Here is a 20016-nt window from a genome sequence, read left to right as displayed (position 1 = left end):
GTAGCACAGCTTTCTACAACCAATCAAATTGGGATGATCGCGCTGAAATTAGCGGGTTTAATGATGCAGAAGATCAGATTCAACTGCATGGAAGTCCCAGTGATTATCAGCTAATACAAAGGAACGGAGATACCCGCATTTTCTTGACTGAGGGAACCAAAGATATGATTGGAATTATCTCTGGCTATTCCGAACCCGTATCCTTAACCGACGACATTTTTAGCTATGTTTCTGGAACTGATTCCGGAACCGATACCCCAGAAGAACCCGTTAACCAAGCACCTACAGCTACAAACGATACAGACAGCACCGACGAAGATACAGCTATCAATATTAACGTCCTGACTAACGATAGCGACCCAGACGGTGATAGTCTCAACGTCAGTATGGTTGATGGTACGAACACCAAAGGTCAAGTTAGCATCAACAACAACGGTACAATCAGCTACGATCCTAACGGTCAATTCGACAATCTCGAAGCCGATGAAACCGCAACAGATAGTTTCAGCTACACGATTAATGATGGAAAAGGGGGAACCGACACAGCTACCGTTAACCTGACTATCAACGGAGTTAGTGCAACTACCCAACCGAACGATAGTAGCGATAGCGGAACTGACAACAACAATGACAACACAGGGTATAACATCATTATTGAAGTTGATCCCAACACTGCTTTACCAGGGATAGGTGAAAAAGATAATCTCGAAGGAACTAACGGGCCAGATTTATTCGTTCTAGGGGATGCAACAACAGCCTACTATATGGATGGTGACACCAGCAAAAATGGCTGGGGTGATAATGGTAAAGTTGTAGGATTCAATTTCTCAGACGGAGATCAAATTCAACTGCATGGCAGTCCGAATGATTACCAACTGAGAAACTATGAGATAAATTCTACCCGCATCTTCTATACCAAAGATCAATCTGCTGAAGAGTTGATTGGAATTGTTGAAAATGTGTCTCCTTCACAATTGTCATTAGATGATAGCAGCATCTTCACCTATGTCAATAGTGCAGAAGAAAACGATACCCCTACTCAACCGAACGATAGCAGTAACCCGGGTTCTGTTCGGATTGAAGCCGAAACTGCAACAACTTTAACGAATTACACTATCCAGCAACCTCTTGGGGACTTTGCTTCTGGAGATCAATTCATTCGACTAAGTGAGTTAACTGGAGAGGCTATATTTAGCCTAGATAGTAATATTCTCGAACCGGGTTCGTATCAGGTCAAGGTTGGTTACTATGACGAAAATGACGGAGTAGGGCAAGTGTCTGTCAAAATGGGAGACACCGTTTTAGATACATGGACACTTGACCAAGATCTAGGTGCAAGTCAACCCAAGGCCACAAGTTTTGTAGAACGAACAGTTTCAACAAACTTAAATATCGCCGCCGGAGATCAATTATCGATTAGTGGAACTGCCGATTTAGGAGAACTTGTAGCCATTGATTATGTAGAATTTACTCCAGTCGAAGCCGAACCTGAACCTGAACCTACACCCGAACCTGAACCCACACCCGAACCTACACCCGAACCTGAACCCACACCCGAACCGGAACCCACACCTGAATCTGGACAAAGCCAAAGTTATGCGAACGCTGAACAAGGTATCTTTGCCAACCTTGAAGAAGGCGTGGGTTTTGTTCCAGACGAAGCCATTGATAATCCTGTGACTATCATGGCGTTGGGTGATTCTATTACCTTCGGAGTTGACGGAAAACAAGGATTCCCAGGGGTCACACCGGAAGCCGAACAAGGAGGCTATCGTACCGAACTTTGGAATAAGCTACAAAATTTGGGTGTAGAGGCTGATTTTGTGGGTTCTCAATCCAATGGGCCGGCTGAACTCGGCGATACTGACCACGAAGGACATCCCGGCTGGCGAACCAGTTATCTTCGCTTTGGGGTTAACCGAGATGGCTATACAACAGAAACAAGCGGCGTAGATGTTTGGCTACCTGAATACGAACCAGATGTGGTCTTGTTGATGACTGGAGCCAATGATGCCAGCAACACTCAAGATGTCAGTACCAATATGTTCAATCAAATTGAAAAATTGGTCAAGCAGATTAACAATTTGACAGATAATGATCCCACTTACAATAACGGTGAAGGGGCGAAACTTGTCTTAACCAGTATTACTCCCGTTGACCCTGAGCGACAATCTCAAATTCGGGCTGACAATGTTGAAGACTACAATCAAAAGATTCGGGACAATATTGTTGATAATCCCACTTATAATCTTGATGGGTTTGTTGATATTGGAAATGCCGTAACTGTAGAGGATTTAGCTCCTGTCGAAACCGGAGATAATGGTCTGCATCCGACTCAAGACACTTATGATCTCATGGCTGAACTCTGGTACGATGGGCTACTTGATGCTCTCGGTAGCCAAGATGACCTCAGCCAAGTTGATAACCTCATGGGGTCAAACTTTGATGATGTTCTGACTGGAAACGCCGCAAACAACCGAATTGAGGGCGGTAATGGTAACGATGAATTGACAGGTAAAGGTGGCGGGGATACTTTTGTTTACCAACAACCCGCAGACGGTACTGACATGATTACAGACTTTGATGCTTCAGAAGGCGATCGCTTTGAAATCTCTGCCTCTGGCTTTGGCGGTGGCTTAACGGTTGGAACACTGGCTTCAGAGCAGTTTGTTCTAGGAACGGTAGCGATGGAAAGTGATGATCGCTTCTTGTATGATACCGCTAGTGGCAATTTGTTCTTTGATGTCGATGGTATCGGTTCTCAGACTTCTACATTGTTAGCGACTCTTGATGGAAACCCCACTCTCAGCGCTAATGAATTCTCTATTGTTGCCTAACTGAGAATCTGATTTTAATCCAAAAATAAGTCGGGAGTGATAGCTAATTCCCGACTTTCTTTGATCTTTAGATCTTTAATCAATTAACCTGTTAACACCGTTGCAATACCACCACTGAACGTTCAGTAACAGGCACAGGTTTATCTTCTGTATAAAAAACCCAATCGTTGATAAAATACGGCTCTTTCGTATCAATCACCACCCGCCATTTGCGATCGCGTAAACCTGCGGGCAAATCAAACTCAATCATCTCATAGTGAGCATTAAAAAAGAGCATAAAACTCTCATCCATCACTGGCTCACCTTTATAGCCAACTTCGGGAATTTCTTCACCATTAAAAAAAACAGCGATCGCTCTCGCAAACCCCATACTCCACTGTTCTTCTGTCATTTGACCACCATCTGGATTGTACCAGCCAATATCACTGACGGCTGATCCATGAATGGCCTGTCCTTGGAACCAACGGCGACGACGAAACACCGGATGACGACGACGGAAATGAATCAATTGACGGGTAAAATCTAATAAATCTGCATTACTATTTTGCAAATTCCAATCTAGCCAAGATAATTCATTATCCTGACAATAAGCATTATTATTTCCCTCTTGAGTGCGTCCCAATTCATCACCACTGACTAACATCGGCACCCCTTGAGATAACATTAATGTGACGAGGAAATTCCGACGTTGACGGTTGCGTAATGCCAAAATATCGGGGTCATCGGTTTCGCCTTCTTCCCCACAATTCCAGGAACGGTTATGACTTTCCCCATCACAGTTTTCCTCATTATTGGCTTCGTTATGTTTCTCGTTGTAACTGACCAAATCATTTAAGGTAAACCCATCGTGAGCCGTGATAAAGTTAATACTGGCGTGAGGTTGACGGCCGTTATCTTCATACAAGTCCGAACTTCCGGTAAACCGATAGGCAAATTCAGCCAGTAAACTCTCTTCACCTCGCCAAAAGTCGCGGACAGTATCCCGATATTGTCCATTCCATTCTGACCACAATAACGGGAATTTTCCAACCTGATAACCGCCTTCTCCCACATCCCAAGGTTCAGCAATTAGTTTTACATTCGACAATACTGGATCTTGATGAATAATATTAAAAAATGCCGCCAAACTATTGACTTCATACAATTCTCGCGCCAACGCTGAAGCCAAGTCAAACCGGAAACCATCAACGTGCATTTCCTCCACCCAATAGCGTAAGCTATCCATAATTAGCCTTAATACTTGCGGATGACAAACGTTGAGCGAGTTTCCGCATCCAGTAAAATCCATGTAGTAGCGGGGATCATCTTCGAGTAAACGATAATAAACCGCATTATCAATACCTTTCAGTGATAATGTCGGCCCCATATGGTTGCCTTCTCCGGTATGGTTATAAACGACATCTAAAATCACCTCAATACCACCCGCGTGCAAGGCTTTCACCATTTCCTTAAATTCTTGCACCTGTTTTCCAGGGGTTTGATCTGCACTGTAGGTTTGATGGGGCGCTAGATAAGCAATAGAATCATAACCCCAATAATTTTTCAAGCCGTGTTCAAGTAGATGTCCGGGTTGAGAGAGAAAATGATGTACAGGCATTAACTCAACTGCGGTAACACCCAAAGACTGGAGATAGGCAATGGCTGCCGGATGTCCAAGTCCTGCATAGGTTCCTCGAAGTTCGGGGGGAATGTCAGGATGCACCTTCGTAAATCCCTTGATGTGCATCTCATATATAATGGTATCGTGTTCGGGAATGCGGAGAAGTTGATCGTTTTCCCAATCAAAGGTTTCATCAATGACAACGGCTTTGGGGACTAGATGAGCGTCATCGAGTTCAGAAAATGATAAGTCTTGGTCTTCACTATCCCAACAGTAGCCAAAGATCGCTTCTCCGTACTGAATTTCACTGTCTAAGGCTTTGGCATAGGGGTCAATGAGGAGTTTATTGGGATTGAAACGATGACCTTCTGCTGGTGAATAGGGGCCGTGTACACGGAACCCATAGCGTTGACCTGGCGCGATGCCGGGGATGTATCCATGCCAGATGAAGTTATTGACTTCGGTGAGAAAAATACGGGTTTCGTGATTGTTGCTATCAAACAAACATAGCTCAACGGCGGTTGCATTTTCGCTATGGAGTGCAAAGTTTGTTCCTTTACCATCCCAGACTGTGCCTAAAGGATAAGGTAATCCTTGCCAGACAGGTAAATACATAGAAACACGTCCTATTACAATTGGGATCAGGACAGCTCAAAGGCGAGACTAACTAAGATTGACACTCCCGCGCCGTAAACGGCGGGGATTCTTGGTTCAGCGAGTCCACTTAATACAGACAGGGCGACCTATCTATACCAGAGATGGATTCTCCTCAAGCGTTTTGCTCCATTTCAGAAACCTGTTTGGGTATGCCCTACCCTACAGTTCAAAACCTAAAATCTTGGTTTCTCTGTACTTGTTGCTTGAAGCTTTTACCCGTACAAGCTTTCCTGTGCGGAACCCCATAACTTCAGTGCGTCAAGGTGCGCTGCCTTTCGGCGACTGGGTTTTTAGTGTGGTTGATTACCCTTTCCACAAAAGAAAGTTTAACATAAAGCCGTCAATCACGGACGGGGCTTGTATCCCAATTTTTTCGGTCAAGGCTGAGTGATGCTTCTGCATGACCTTAGCTTGAGAGGGGTTTGGGGAGCTATAAGCCCCGCGTTGTACTCGAAGAGTCAGCGTCGGGACGGGGCGTATAAACTGCGCGGGAAACCCACGCAGACAGCCCCTCATCCATGGACTCCCCAAAACTGTTGAGGGACTCGATGTTCCGAAAACAGTTATCGCTTGAATTAGATGTACTAAACTATATTTTATGGGTGCGAGACGTTCCTGCCAAAGTTGAGGAATAAAACCCGAAATGTAAGCAGGGAAGTGGTATTTGGAAAACAAATCCACTTTAACTTTGAAAAATGTGACCTTAAAGGAAGGTCAAACTCGGAGTCAATGGTATGAGTTACAGAACCTTAACAGGCAAAAGTAACCCAAATCCAAAGAGTTAAGGCAATTCCCACAGTGTCAGACTGATTATCAAAACACTGAAGCTGGGAATAATGGGAAATCAGGTATAAGTCAAATACCAAAGAAGTTCTCTAGCCAATTGTCCAAGAATAACGAAAGTGAACGTCTGTATTGAACCGTCGTAAATAGTAAGTAGCGAAACTGACTTGATTACGCTGCGTTCAAAAGAACAAGGGGAAAAGGTAGAAGTTTCCATATACTTCTACAAAGAGGTAAGAGTTTTTATCTTAACACTTACACAGACTCCCAAAAGTACCCCGGCGGAGAGGACGATTCTAAAGGCAATAAACCCATTTTCAAGGAACGTTAAAAACCCTCATCTACTCCTACAGAGGTCGAATACTGTTAGGTAGCCACAAATCTAAGGCGGATGTTATGAGGGCGAAAGATGGAGTCAGAAGCTAAAGCCTAGATGTAATATTTAGGATACGCTGATAGATTCCGGTCAAGTTGTTAGGTAAAGTTTCAATTAGCAGTTAAAACGGTGAAAACGAGTATAACCAAGACTACGACTGCATGGAATACAATCAATTGGGCGAAAGTTCAACGGATAGTATTTAAGCTGCAAAAGAGAATTTACCAGGCATCATTATCGGGACAAAATGCGAAAGCTCGAAAGCTTCAAAAGCTCCTAGTTAAGTCGTATTACGCCAAACTCTTAGCAATCAGAAGGGTTACCCAAGATAATCAGGGTAAGAAAACAGCCGGGGTAGATGGAATTAAATCTATTACACCCAAACAAAGGCTAGAACTTGCCAAAAATCTAAGCAAATATCAAAAGGCAAAACCACTCCGCAGGAAATGGATACCCAAATCCAAGGATGAAAAACGCCCTTTAGGAATCCCGACTATACACGATAGAGTAAGGCAAGCTTTGGTAAAATCTGGGTTAGAACCACAATGGGAAGCCAGATTCGAGGGGGAAAGCTACGGGTTTAGACCCGGACGTTCAGCCCATGATGCAATGTCACGAATCTTCCAAAGTATCAATCAAGGTGAATATTACATCTTAGATGCTGACATCTCAAAGTGTTTCGACCAGATTAACCATGAATACCTACTGTCCAAAATCGATTGTCCATCAACAATAAAAGCCCAAATCAGACAATGGTTGAAGGCTGGAGTTATGGACAACTGCATATTTGAGGCAACAGAGGCAGGCACACCACAAGGAGGTGTTATTAGTCCTCTACTTGCTAACATCGCACTGGATGGAATGAGTAGGCTTGTTGAGAAATTCTTTCCAAAAAGAACAAACAACAATAAAAACTACGCAAAAATCATTAGGTATGCAGATGACTTTGTGGTAATTAGCCCACAAATAGAAATCATTCAACAGTGCCAAATTGCCATCGAAGAATGGTTAAAACCTATCGGGTTAGAACTGAAACCAGCCAAAACCCGTATATGTCATACACTAAAAGAAATTGAAGTGAAAGGCATAAAGGTTAAACCTGGATTCGACTTTCTAGGCTGGAACTTCAGACAATATCCAGTGGGAAAACACCACTCAGGTAAGACTGGGGGTATGAACTCAAAACTAATAGGGTTCAGAACCATAATAAAACCTAGCAAGAAGGCAATAGAGCTTCACACGGACAAGGTGAAAGAAGTGATTAAAACTCACAAAACCGCACCCCAGTACGCATTAATCAAACACCTAAACCCGGTAATTAGAGGATGGTGTAACTACCATTCCAAAGTTGTCTCCAAAAAGACATTCTCCTCTCTAGACAACATCAGATGGCAAAGATTAAGAGCATGGACAGTTAGCAGATGCGGTAAAGCTAGTTACGATCAACTGAAGAAATACTTCAGGAAAAACGGTAATATGGCATGGAGTTTTGAAACCAAGGATGGTTATAAACTACTAAACCATGCTGAAACAACTATTAAACGTCACGTAACTATAAGACCTGAAGCATCACCCTATGATGGAAACTGGACTTATTGGAGTACACGAAAAGGCACAGCCTACGATGTACCTAAACGAGTAGCAAATTTGCTCAAAAAGCAAAAAGGCAAATGTAAATCATCTGGACAATATTTCACCCCAGATGATATTGTAGAAATCGATCATATCATCCCAACGTCTGTAGGCGGTAAAGATGAATACAAAAATCTGCAATTATTGCATCGCCATTGTCACGATATTAAAACGGCAACCGATGGGTCTTACAACTCAAAAGAAACCGGATGTTCTGATGATAACAGACAATTAGACTAGGAGCCGTGTGCTATGAAAGTAGCAAGCACGGTTTTGAATGGGAGTCGGAGGTTGTAAAGCCTCCTTCGACCCCTAATCACTAACTATGAACTACACTTACCGCATTTACCCCAGTGCCGCTCAACAGAAATCAATGTTGAGTTGGCTGGAGACTTGTAGACGACTATACAATCGTTGTCTGCGAGACTTGAAAGATTGGATGAATAGTCGGAAGTGTACGATTGATAGGTGTTCTCTGGATAGAGAATACATTATGCCGACCGAGACTCCTTTCCCCGGTTACATAGAGCAAAAGCGACAGTTAACGCAATGGAAAAAGACCAACCCTTACTTAAAAGAAGTTCACTCTCAAGTCACTCAAGATGTAGTCAAAAGATTGCACAACTCCTGGGAATCTTTCAGACAAAGAGGACGAGGTTTTCCACGTTATAAAAAATATGGTCGCTCTCTTACAAAGTTTGGCGGGACGGAAACCGACACCGCCAACTTTGCGCTATCAATCGTTTTTGTTTCCTCAATTCAAAAACAATCCAATCAAAGGGAATCAGATTAAACTCCCTAAGTTTGGGCTTGTAGATATCAACCTGCACCGTGAAATCCCTCAAGGATTTAGTATTAAAGGGGTGCGAGTTGTCTCAAGATGCAGAGGAACAAAATGGTTTGTGGTGATCACAATTCAAGCTGATGTTTCGATACCAGATACACCTTCTTTTGGGAGGGCTATCGGGATCGACTTAGGGTTGATCGATCTTGTGGCTACATCAGATGGACTAACCATTCCTAGACCCAAGTTTTTTGTAGAATTACAAAGCGAGCTTAAATTGCTGCAACGTAAGGCTTCGAGAAAAAAGAAGGGGTCTAAGAATTGGGAAAAAGCACAGGTAAAAGTAGCACGATTACATCATAAAATTGCCAACACCCGCAAAGATTTTCATCTAAAAACAGCACATATTATTTGTGATCAAGCCGATTCAATCTTTGTTGAAGACATCGATTTTAGAGTGATGGCAAAAGGTTTCCTCGGAAAACATTCATTGGATGCAGGCTTCGGTCAATTTCGAGATTTGTTGAAATGGGTATGCTGGAAACGGGGAAAGTTTTTTGCAGTTGTTGATCACAGAGGAACATCTAAGCAGTGTCCTAGCTGCGGCAGTGAATGGGATAACAACCTTTCAATTCGTTGGCATACCTGTGATGAATGCAACTATTCAAACAACAGAGATATTGCCTCAGCCGAGGTAATTTGTAATCGTGGAATCGAAAAGTACCTTTCGGATCATTGGGGAACGGAAACCGCCTACTGAATGCGTACTGTCGGGGGAGAAATCCTAGACAAGTGCAACGTAGGAAATCTTGATTGCGAGGTCAAGAAGCCCGCGTTATATTGCTAGGCAATTAACGCCGGGAGAATGTCACGATATTTTTATCCACTGTTGATCAACTTTGGCGATCGCTCCTCCTGGAAATGGATCGGTTTGTGAACGGTTGGGAGCGCAGATCAGAGCAGTGAGTTTCTCGATTTGTTCAAAACTGGGCGATGTGGGAAGAATTTGTTGCAGCCAACGACGCATGACTCGACGTTGCAACGCGAGCGGGGCTTGACGTAAAATCAGGCGATTGATTTTTAAACCTGTAGAATCGGGTTCAGTTGAAATGGCTTGTTGATAAAGTTGTTCGGTGGTTTGTTCTAAGTAGTCTACTTCGGCTTGCAGTAATTCTGCGGTTTGGGCTAGAGCGTGTTCGGTTTGGGGATTAAAATGAGTTTGCAGGTAGGGAATTAATTCAGTCCGAATGCGGTTGCGAGCATAGCTTAAGTCTTCGTTGGTGCTATCTTCCCAAATTTTTAATTGTTGATCTTGACAAAATTGACCCGTTTGCGATCGCAGAATTTCTAACATCGGTCGCACTAACCCAATATTATGATTAGTATGATTGACATTCGCTTCAATATCTATTGGACGTTTCCAGGCTAAAGCTTGTAACCCATCGGAGCCACTCCCCCGAATTAAATTGTATAGTAACGTTTCGGCGCGATCGCTCTTGGTATGACCAGTCACAACATAATCATAATTGTGAGTCAGAGCAATTTCAGACAACACTTGATAACGCCAGTGACGAGCATCGGCTTCAGTTTTTGGGATTTTTTGAGCCGTTTGACGGTAAAATGACAGTTGCCAAGAGTCAGCAAGTTGTTCGATATAGTCAGCATTTGCGCCAGAGTCAGAGCGCCAACGATGATCACAATGAGCAATTGCTAAGTCCCAACCCCATTTGGGTTGTAAGTCTAGGAGGAGTTTGATTAAGCTCATCGAGTCTTGTCCACCGGATACCGCCACCAAAAGCCGTTGCTTGGAAGGTAAAAGTTGACGCACTTTTAGAGTTCGATGTAGTTGAGCGTGGAGGGGTGTCCAGGAAGCAGAATAATCCATCATTGAATTGAGTAACAACTCTTGAAATTGAGGGAAAAGTCGGCGTAAAATCTTTTAGATAGAAAGTGGTTACGGATAGTTGAGACAAAAATCAAAAAAATTTAAAATTTTGGGTTGGCTCAATTCTGGTTTTATCTTTCCTGATCTTAAATTATATGTCAACGCTCTATACAGAAATTGAAATTAATGCGTCTAAACAGCAAGTTTGGCGGGTGCTTGATCAGAAAGAAGATTGGGTTACGTGGAATAGTTTTTTATTTGACCGTGATTCTAGTTTACCGTTTCAGGTAAATCAAATGGTGCGGTTATCTGTATGGCGCAGTCCCGCCGATCAAGATACAGAGTTTCAAGCTATTGTTAAAGTTGTACAACCGCAAGTGTGTTTAAGTTGGGTTTCTGAAATTCCCGGTTTTCGGGGAGAATATTGGTTTGAATTGCAAGAAATTGGAGTGGGTCGGACAAAATATATTCATCGAGAAGTCTTTTCTGGATGGTTATCACGGATCTTTTTACCGTTTATTTGTGAAGATGAAAAGCGGGGAATGGAACGGATGGCGCGAGAGTTAAAAGAATATATAGAAAAGTTTTAAGTTTTGTAAAGTAGTCTCCGAGTAGAGATTTAATTTTTTTGGAGTCCAGTGATTATTCACTTTCGATAAGATGACTGGTCATGTCAGCATCTGAGAAAAAATACGGGTTAGGAGTTCCTGTATTGATTGATTTCCTAGAATAAATCCATAGAGTTAGGGATGGACAAACTACGCTAAAATACATTGTCTTTACCGAAGCTTTACACAAATCCCTGCAATTTTCTCCAAGGTTTTACAGAACTACCCTTACTTTTACGGAGTAGAGAGGATACTATTAAATATAGCAACGGCTAAGACATGATTATTCAAAACAAGGGTGTTCTTCTGTTGGAATTGTAAATCCGTAAACTTTACCGGACAGTATTATTGATTGATACTTTAAGCTGAATATCTTGGTGAAGTAGCGGTTAAGATACAACATCCACAATAACCCGAGAAGTCGGATTAATTCGGCTAAATTTATTCTGCAATATCTACATATTTTAGAGGGATAAAAATGGTACTCACTCACGACACCAACTCCAAGCAAACCAGCATTGTTAAGCATCAAATTAAAAGCTTTCGCCAAAATAAAAATGATTCTAACGGCTTAAATATCTTATTTTTAGCACCTCATCCCTTTTATCAAGATCGAGGAACACCAATTGATGATTGTTTGTTTTTGAGAGTTTTATCAGAAAACAACTATAAGGTTGATGTTATTGCTTTTCCAGAAGGAAAGGATATTGAACTCGAAAATGTAACGATTCACAGAACACTAAAAGTTCCTTTTGTTGAAGGTGTTCGTCCCGGATTTTCTTGGAAGAAATTAGTCTATGATATCTTAATGGTCTTTAAGGTGATGCAGATGGTGTCAACCCGCAAATATCACCTGATTCAAGCCGTTGAAGAATCAGTTTTTATCGCCTTATTGATGAAGGTAATGTTGGGAATTCCCTATGTGTATGACATGGATTCCTCCATCGCCCAACAAATGGTTGAACAAATGCCTTGGCTAAAACCAGTTGCTGGAGTATTTAACTGGTTTGAGAAAATCGCCGTTAAAAATGCAAAATCAGTGCTTCCCGTTTGTCATGCAATTGCGGACGATATCGCTGATTACAAACCCGAAAATATTACCATCCTTCCCGATATCTCGCTGTTAGAAGACTCCACTGATGAAGTCAACGAAGACATCCGTAAAGATCTCGGTATCCAAAACCAAGTCCTGATGTATGTGGGGAATTTAGAAGGATATCAAGGGATTGATTTGTTGCTCGAAAGTTTTGCGCTCACCTTAAAATCTACCGATCAAGTAGACTTAGTAATTATTGGTGGAGACTCAGCCGGAATAGACAAATATCAAGCCAAATCTGCTCAACTGGGAATTCAGCAAAAAGTTCATTTTCTCGGTCAACGACCCGCTCAACACCTCAGTGCTTATCTCTCCCAAGCTGATATTTTAGTTTCTCCTCGGACGAAAGGTATCAATACCCCGATGAAAGTTTACTCCTACCTAGATAGTGGGAAAGCGGTTTTAGCAACTGACTTGTTGACTCATACCCAAGTTTTAACACCAGAAATCTCCAAACTGGCTCAACCTGTACCCGAAGACTTTTCTCAGGCTATGATTGAGCTAATCAATAATCCTAGCTTGTGTTCACAACTCGGAAACGCTGGACAAGAAATGATTCAAGAGAAACACAGTTACAGTGCTTTTAGCAAAACTGTTAATGGTCTCTATCGTTGGTTACAGTGTGAAATCTTTCCGACTCAAATTCAAGCTGGATTAGAATAAACAATCCACAAACAGTGATGAAAAGAAACCTTGCGACCTTAACCCAAAATATCTACGATGTCCTAATTGTTGGTGGAGGAATTTACGGAGCAAGTGTTGCTTGGGAAGCCAGTTCACGAGGTTTAAGCGTTGCTTTAGTCGAACAATCTGACTTTGGTGGCGCCACCTCAGCCAACAGTTTAAAGACCATTCACGGGGGATTGCGATACCTACAAACGGCGGATTTGAAACGGATGCGAGAGTCCATTTCTGAACGCACAACTTTAATGGGAATCGCTCCTCATTTGGTTCATCCCCTCCCGGTTTTAATTCCCACCTACGGACATACGACGAAGGGAAAAGAAGCTCTTTCTATCGCCCTCAAACTCAATGATTTAGTCAGCTTTGATCGCAATAGACTCCCAGACAAACAAAAACATCTTCCCCAGGGTCGGGTCGTTTCTAAAACCGAATGTCAACAATTAATTCCCGGTTTAACGATAGAGGGACTAACAGGAGGAGCGGTTTTTCACGATGCTCAAGTCTACAATTCTGAACGACTAACTCTGGCATTTCTACATTCGGCTGTGGAAGCAGGTGCTGAGATTTCTAACTATACCAAAGTTACCGGATTTTTACAACAGCAAAATCGAATTACTGGTGTAATAGCTACAGATGTTTTAAGCGGGAATTCGGTTGAGATTCAAGCCAAAACTGTAATCAATACCAGTGGGCCTTGGGTTAATCATGTTTTAGGGTTAGTCAAACCGCAACCTCCTCAACATCAAATGCGTCTGGCGCAAGCGATGAACCTGATTACTCGTCCTCTATTTAATCATTATGCAGTCGGTTTACCCGGTGATGGACGCTTTTGGTTTGTCTCTCCCTGGCGAGGAAAATCGATGATTGGGACATGGCAAGGAATCGAGTCTCAAAACCCGGATGAGTTTCAAATTTCAGAAGAATCTATTCAAGGGTTTATCAATCAAATTAATCAAGCTTATCCCCCGGCTAAACTGACCCGAGAAGATGTCTTATTTGTACATCAAGGTCAACTTCCTTGCAAAGAAATCGACCCGAAAACAGGCGAACCTGTGATGCTTAAACAGTATCAAATTCGTGATTTTACCGCAGAAGGATTTCCGGGATTAATCTCGGTGGTTGGAGTTAAATATACAACCGCTCGTGATGTCGCTCAAAAAACCCTCGACCAAGTGTTTAAATCTTGGGGGCAATCACCTCCGTCTGTATCCGCAAATACTCCTCTTTATGGTGGACAAATTGCAGACTTTTCTGCCTTCTTGCAACAGGCAATCACAACAAAAGAGTCTGAGGGATTTGCAGCGGAGACGATTCGTAGCTTAGTCTACAATTACGGATCTGTCTATCAGGATGTGTTAGGCTATTTGAAGCAATTATCTCAACCCAGTTCATCGGATGATGCGGTTCTCAAGGCGCAAGTCTTGTATGCTGTTGAGTATGAGATGGCACAAACGCTCAGTGATGTTGTATTTCGGCGAACAGAACTTGGCAGTGCAGGTGAATTAGACGAGGGTTCTGTACAGTTATGTGCCGAAACAATGGCTGATATCTTGAATTGGAGTTCGGCAAAAATACAGCAAGAACTCCAACACGTGAGAAACATTAGTAAGCATCATACTCCTGTTTTATCTGGTGTTTAGAAAAAAGCAAGCCAAACTTTAATTATGCCTTCCCCTATCGCTCACGCTGTTTCTGGATACGTTTTATCTGAATTATTTCCTTTAAAGTCAAACATTAGAAATCAAGAAAAGCGGTATCATTGGCATAGTTTTGCTGCTGTTTTTATTGCGATCGCTGCTGACTTCGATTTTATTCCGCAATTGCTGACTGGAGAACGATTTCATCGAGGGTTAACTCATACCCTAATTTTTGCAGTCGGTTTGAGTCTGATTATCGGTTTATTGGGACGTTGGTTAGGAAAATTCTCCGTCCAAAAATTAATGGGGTGGACATTGATCCTCTATGGTTCCCATTTACTCTTGGATATTCTAACCGCAGGTGGGTTAGGTGTACAAGTGTTATCACCGTTTTCAGAGGTTTATATTCAATCTTCTTTACCCCTTTTTCCTCCCGTACATCATTCCAAAGGATTATTTGATCTTAGCCATTTAATCTTCGTGGCTTGGGAGTTAGGTTACTCCGGAATCATTCTCACCGGATTATGGTTTTGGAAACAAGCCAAATCTCAAAAATTTGTAGAGTAAAATAAAATAGAAGAGTAAAACCTTCAAAGCTAGCTCAACTTGAACATTTTGAATTTTCAGCCCTAATAATGATGACTTCCCTTTTAGCCAAATCCATTGATTCTGCTCATCCTTTAATTCTAGCAGACGCTCATGTTCATATTTATAACTGTTTTTCCCTTGAACAGTTTCTCAATTCAGCCTTTAATAATTTTCAAAAAACGGTTGCTAAACTTCCTCATCAAATTCCCTCTTATTCTCTCTTGTTTTTAACAGAAACGAGCGACAATAATTGGTTTAAAACTTTAGTTGAATATGCAGAAAAACAACAAAAAGTTGAAGACTGGAGATTTTATAAAACATCAGAATCAGAATCAATCTACGCCGAAAATCCCCAAAATCAAGGGATGTATTTAATTGCAGGTCGTCAGATTATAACCTCAGAAAATTTAGAAGTTTTAGCCTTAATTACTGATCAAACGTTTTCTGATGGTTCTCCCCTTCAAGATACCATTCAGACCGTTCGAGATGCAGGGGGTTTACCGATACTCCCGTGGGGATTTGGAAAATGGCTAGGACGACGGGGAAAAGTATTAAATAATCTATTAAATTCCGATGATTCTTCTCCCTTATTTCTAGGGGATAATGGCGGACGACCTATATTTTGGCGACGACCCAGTTATTTTCAACTCGCGGAAGACAAAGGATTAAGAGTTTTACCCGGAAGTGATCCGCTTCCCATTGCATCTGAATCAACTCGACCCGGAAGTTTTGGATTTCAGGTTCGGGGTTCATTTAATAAACAAGAACCCGGAAAAAGTATGAAAGAAGTTTTACTCCGTCCTGAAACTGTATTGCATCCTTATGGATCTTTACAAACCCCGTGGAATTTTATTCGTAATCAAGTCACACTTCGCTATCAAAATCAAGAATAGAGGTGCGAATGTTCACAGAAACTGAGTCAAACAGTGAAAACAGAATCGTGAGTTCTGATTTTCCAGAAACCGCAGATATTGAAACAGCTTCAGAAAGCTATGCTTCGCGGTTCTTAGGAGCAGTTGGAACTTGGATGCTGAATGTTCAAACCGAAGTCACCCTACAAATGCTGAAAGACTATCCCCAGGCAACTGTGCTGGATGTCGGTGGCGGACATGGACAGATTACAGCTCCTTTGATTGCCAATGGTTACCAAGTCACGGTTTTAGGAAGTTCTGAGGTTTGTCGAGCCAGAATTCAGCATTGGCTAAACAGTAATCACTGTTGTTTTCAAGTGGGTAATGTTCTTGATTTACCCTACCAGGATAATGCTTTTGATGTCGTGATTAGTTATCGCTTTCTCGCTCATGTCACCCAAGATAAAAAATTTTTGAGTGAACTCGCCAGAGTTGCTAAAAAAGCAGTCATTATCGACTATCCAACGGTTCAGAGTGTTAATGCGATTGCTCCCTATTTGTTTCGATTTAAGAAACGTGTGGAAGGAAATACACGCCGATTTATCTGTTATCAGGAAACTGAACTTCAAGCTTATTTAAAAAGCCTCGGACTTCAACTGGCTGAACGCTATCCGCAATTTTTCTTTCCGATGGTTCTTCACCGAATGCTGAAGTCACCGAGTTTTTCCTCGACTTTAGAACAATCTGTGCGATCGCTAAAATTAACTCATTTTTTTGGCTCACCTGTGATTGCAAAATTCACAAAAGGTTAGAATTAATCTACTGTCTAAATTTTTATCCCATCCCTTGAGGTTACAATGGAAGACTCTATTTATCAACTGCCCCCCGGTTCTCGTGCATTGGTCACAGGCGCAACAGGTTTCACCGGATCGCTATTGGTGCGGAAGCTTGTCCAACAAGGGGTAGAAGTCGTGGCAATTGCTCGTCCGACTTCAAATTTAGAACCCTTTGAAGGACTCAATATTGAATGGCTTCGCGGCGATGTTTTTGATGAAAACTTAATTAATAAAGCTATCCAAGGGGTTAACTATATTTTCCATATGGTTACACCCTTTCGTGACCCCAAACTCAAAGATATTGGGTATTTTAATGTTCATGTGTTAAGTACCCAACTCTTAGCTAAAGCTGCTTTAAAAGAACCGAACTTTAAGCGCTTTGTTCATGTTTCAACGATTGGCGTTCATGGTCATATTGAACAGCCTCCTGCTGATGAAACCTACCGCATGAAACCCGGCGATATTTATCAAGAAACAAAAGTTGAAGCTGAACTCTGGATTCGAGATTTTGCCCCCAAAGCAGGACTCTCTTTTGCTGTAGTACGACCTGCTGGAATTTACGGCCCGGGTGACAAACGACTGCTGAAAATTTTCCAGATGGTGAATAAGAAATGGGTGCCAGTAATTGGTGATGGCAGTAACCTTTATCACTTCATTCATGTGGATGATTTAACGAACTTTATGATTTGTGCGGCGACTCATCCCAAAGCCGAAGCAGAAGTGTTTATTTGCGGCAGTCCCGAGGCGATGACTTTTGAGAAAATGATCTCAATTATTGGGGATGTTTACGGCGTGAAAGCTCAATTTTTACGTCTTCCTGCTGCTCCCTTATTTGCTTTAGGCTATGTGTTTGAAATCCTTTGTAAACCTTTAGGGATTCAACCGCCAATTTACAGAAGACGGGTGGCATTCTACACCAAAGACCGCTCTTTTAATACCTCAAAAATGCGAAATATTTTGGGTTTTAATACCACTCATTCTGATCTGGATGGTATCAAAGAAACGGCTCAATGGTATGCCGATAAAGAATGGGTTTCATTGAAAAAAGCTTGATTTAAACTCGCAAAAATAGGGAGCAGTAAGAGTAATGGTCGCACCGGAAGAACGAATAAAAATCTCTAAAGTTGCCTTAACAGAACAGCTTAATCAAGAAAAGTCTTCGCTGTTAAAGAAATACCAACAGAAGGCTTTAGGAGATGAGCGATTTCTGCCTTTTTTACGCTATGAACTTGCGAATTTGTTGTTTGGAGATGTCTCGGGAACGTTGGGTTATGCCCTGAGAAAGTTAACCTATCCGAGCTTATTTAAACAAGTTGGAAAAGGAGCGATTTTTGGGAAAGGAATTGTCTTGCGTCATCCTGGAAAAATCACTCTTGGCGATCGCGTTGCGATCGATGACTATAGTATGATTGATGGCAGTGGCGGCGGAGATCAAGGCTTGATTTTAGGAAATGATGTGATGATTTCTAGGAATTGTGTCATTCAAGCTAAAACAGGGCCATTAAAGATTGGAAATCGCGCAGATATTGGTTGTAGTACGATTATTTCTGCAATTTCTGGCATTAGCATCGGAGACTCAGTATTAATAGCTGGAAACTGTTATATTGGCGGTGGACGTTATATTTCTGATCGTTTAGACATTCCGTTAATGGATCAAGGACTTTTTTCAAAAGGAACCGTTGAAATTGGTGATGACGTTTGGTTAGGTGCGGGTGCAACCGTCTTAGATGGTGTTAAAATTGGAAAAGGTTGTATTGTGGGAGCGGGTGCCGTTGTCACGAAGAATTTACCTGATTATTCTATTGCTGTCGGAGTTCCTGCTAAAGTTGTTCAAAACCGTCAAGAGACTGGTCGCAGTTGATACTTTCTGTGTAGAAAATACCGATAGAGAGAGACGGTTAAAATCACCAAATGTTCGTTTTTAATGGGGAGTAAGCTGAGTTGCAGTTTACTTCATTTTTAGCAAATTGTTTACCCAATTTAAAATTGAAGGATAGCAAATTGTATGGGATCAATTTTAGAAAAAGTTTCCAAAGGGTTTCGGGAAGTTCCCATTGAACTTGAACGTTTTTTAAAGAAAAAATATCCCGCCTTTGTGACGGATGGAAACTTAGATAGACTCCAGGACGAAGTTCCGGTGTTTATGTTTCATACCGTTAACTCAGCAACTCTCCAAAGCCAGTTAGAATTTCTCAAAACAAATGGCTATCGGACGCTGAATTTAGAAACATTTATGGCGTTTATCAAAGGAGAAGTTACCCTCAAAGAACCTTCTGTTTTGTTGACTTTTGATGATGGAGAAAAAAGTTGGTATGATGTTGCTTATCCTCTCCTCAAACGCTATGGGTTTAATGCAGTAGGTTTTGTTGTTCCTCACTATATTCAGGAAAAACCAAGTTCAGTCACATCAGGAAAAACTTGGTTATCTTGGTCAGAATTACTCGAACTAGAGCAATCTGGAGTGATGGAAATAGAATCTCATAGTCATTACCATGCTCGAATTTTTGTTGAACCTAAACTGCTTGATTTTTATCATCCTGAGTTTCCAGATTCTTTAGGTTTAGATGTTCCTTGGATTGGAAATAACGGTTCTTATACCAATAAACTGCAACTAGGAACACCCATTTATAACTATGCACCGCGATTAGAAGGTCATTCTCGTTTTATTGATAATCCTGAAGTTCGAGAAACTTGTATTACTTGGGTTAATACTCAAGGCGGAACAACATTTTTTGAGCGTTCCACTTGGAAAAAAGAATTAACCGACTATTATCATACCGTTCAAAAAACTTCATCTTCGGGTGAATATGAATCAGAATCACAAAAACGAGAGCAAATGTTAAGTGATTTAATTCAATCTAAAACGGTATTATCCGAACGGTTGAATAAACCGATTCAGCACCTATGTTATCCTTGGGGTATGGGTAGTAATGAAGCAATTACTCTCAGTCAAGAAGCAGGTTATATTACGAACTTTTGGGTGACTCTAGATGAGCGAAATAGTAATAAACCAGGTGATTCTCCCTTTTATATTCCCCGTCTCAAAGATGACTATCTTTTGCGACTTCCAGGTGTAGGACGATACCCACTTTGGAAAATTTTCCAGGCGAAGTTACAGCGTCGAGCAAAGACTGTAGAAATCTACTAAACCCTTTCAAAAAA

General features: G+C 41.7%; 15 protein-coding genes. 13 read left to right on the top strand and 2 right to left on the bottom strand.

The annotated features are described in order from the left end of the window. On the top strand, positions 1–2837 hold a 2837-nt coding region (locus tag L8106_RS30065; RefSeq protein WP_009787558.1), incomplete at its 5' end, for an Ig-like domain-containing protein. 91 nt (positions 2838–2928) lie between these two features. On the opposite strand, the gene glgX is transcribed toward L8106_RS30065, so the two are convergent. Then, a complete protein-coding gene (glgX, locus tag L8106_RS26215; RefSeq protein ID WP_009787557.1) occupies positions 2929–5052 on the bottom strand; it encodes a glycogen debranching protein GlgX in 2124 nt (707 codons plus the stop codon). 1330 nt (positions 5053–6382) lie between these two features. Here glgX and ltrA point away from each other — a divergent pair. The 3 genes from ltrA to L8106_RS26200 all read left to right on the top strand — a co-directional run bounded on the left by ltrA (position 6383) and on the right by L8106_RS26200 (position 9429). Beyond that, entirely contained in the window at positions 6383–8125 is a 1743-nt protein-coding gene (gene ltrA, locus L8106_RS26205; RefSeq protein ID WP_009787555.1) for a group II intron reverse transcriptase/maturase, read from the top strand. Between the two features lie 85 nt (positions 8126–8210). After that, positions 8211–8678, top strand: a complete 468-nt coding sequence (locus L8106_RS33265; RefSeq protein ID WP_198013003.1) for a helix-turn-helix domain-containing protein — start codon at positions 8211–8213, stop codon at positions 8676–8678. Then, a complete protein-coding gene (locus L8106_RS26200) occupies positions 8563–9429 on the top strand; it encodes an RNA-guided endonuclease TnpB family protein (RefSeq protein ID WP_009787554.1) in 867 nt (288 codons plus the stop codon). The genes L8106_RS33265 and L8106_RS26200 overlap by 116 nt, the downstream gene beginning before the upstream one ends. A 108-nt stretch (positions 9430–9537) precedes the next feature. On the opposite strand, the gene tilS is transcribed toward L8106_RS26200, so the two are convergent. Further along, positions 9538–10554: a tRNA lysidine(34) synthetase TilS gene (tilS, locus tag L8106_RS26195; protein ID WP_009787553.1), complete on the bottom strand. Its 1017-nt coding sequence runs from the start codon at positions 10552–10554 to the stop codon at positions 9538–9540. A gap of 155 nt (positions 10555–10709) precedes the next feature. Here tilS and L8106_RS26190 point away from each other — a divergent pair, with 155 nt between their 5' ends. The 9 genes from L8106_RS26190 to L8106_RS30060 all read left to right on the top strand — a co-directional run bounded on the left by L8106_RS26190 (position 10710) and on the right by L8106_RS30060 (position 20002). Next, complete coding sequence (locus L8106_RS26190; RefSeq protein WP_009787552.1) at positions 10710–11144, top strand: SRPBCC domain-containing protein; 435 nt, start codon at positions 10710–10712, stop codon at positions 11142–11144. A 496-nt stretch (positions 11145–11640) separates the two neighbouring features. Then, positions 11641–12921 (top strand): glycosyltransferase family 4 protein, encoded by a 1281-nt coding sequence (locus L8106_RS33260; RefSeq protein ID WP_009787551.1) that lies wholly within the window; start codon positions 11641–11643, stop codon positions 12919–12921. A gap of 17 nt (positions 12922–12938) precedes the next feature. Beyond that, positions 12939–14582 (top strand): glycerol-3-phosphate dehydrogenase/oxidase, encoded by a 1644-nt coding sequence (locus tag L8106_RS26175; protein WP_009787550.1) that lies wholly within the window; start codon positions 12939–12941, stop codon positions 14580–14582. A 24-nt stretch (positions 14583–14606) separates the two neighbouring features. After that, positions 14607–15146, top strand: a complete 540-nt coding sequence (locus L8106_RS26170; protein WP_009787549.1) for a metal-dependent hydrolase — start codon at positions 14607–14609, stop codon at positions 15144–15146. Between the two features lie 68 nt (positions 15147–15214). Beyond that, positions 15215–16060 carry a hypothetical protein gene (locus L8106_RS26165; protein WP_009787548.1) on the top strand — a complete coding sequence of 282 codons (846 nt, stop codon included), beginning with the start codon at positions 15215–15217 and terminating at the stop codon, positions 16058–16060. Between the two features lie 47 nt (positions 16061–16107). Next, the gene (locus tag L8106_RS26160) at positions 16108–16830 is read left to right on the top strand and encodes a class I SAM-dependent methyltransferase (RefSeq protein ID WP_232228578.1); all 723 of its coding nucleotides are present in this window, start codon (positions 16108–16110) and stop codon (positions 16828–16830) included. A 45-nt stretch (positions 16831–16875) separates the two neighbouring features. Next, on the top strand, positions 16876–17907 hold the full coding sequence (locus L8106_RS26155) for an NAD(P)-dependent oxidoreductase (RefSeq protein WP_009787546.1): 1032 nt from the start codon (positions 16876–16878) through the stop codon (positions 17905–17907). Between the two features lie 34 nt (positions 17908–17941). Continuing rightward, entirely contained in the window at positions 17942–18715 is a 774-nt protein-coding gene (locus L8106_RS26150; RefSeq protein WP_009787545.1) for a DapH/DapD/GlmU-related protein, read from the top strand. Between the two features lie 144 nt (positions 18716–18859). Then, entirely contained in the window at positions 18860–20002 is a 1143-nt protein-coding gene (locus tag L8106_RS30060) for a polysaccharide deacetylase family protein (protein WP_009787544.1), read from the top strand. Positions 20003–20016 lie beyond the last annotated feature (14 nt).

The sequence above is a fragment of the Lyngbya sp. PCC 8106 genome, from assembly GCF_000169095.1.
In the GTDB taxonomy this organism is placed as follows: domain Bacteria; phylum Cyanobacteriota; class Cyanobacteriia; order Cyanobacteriales; family Microcoleaceae; genus Capilliphycus.
The sequence above is the reverse complement of the archived record's forward strand: the minus strand, read 5'-3'. Positions and strand labels throughout refer to the sequence as shown.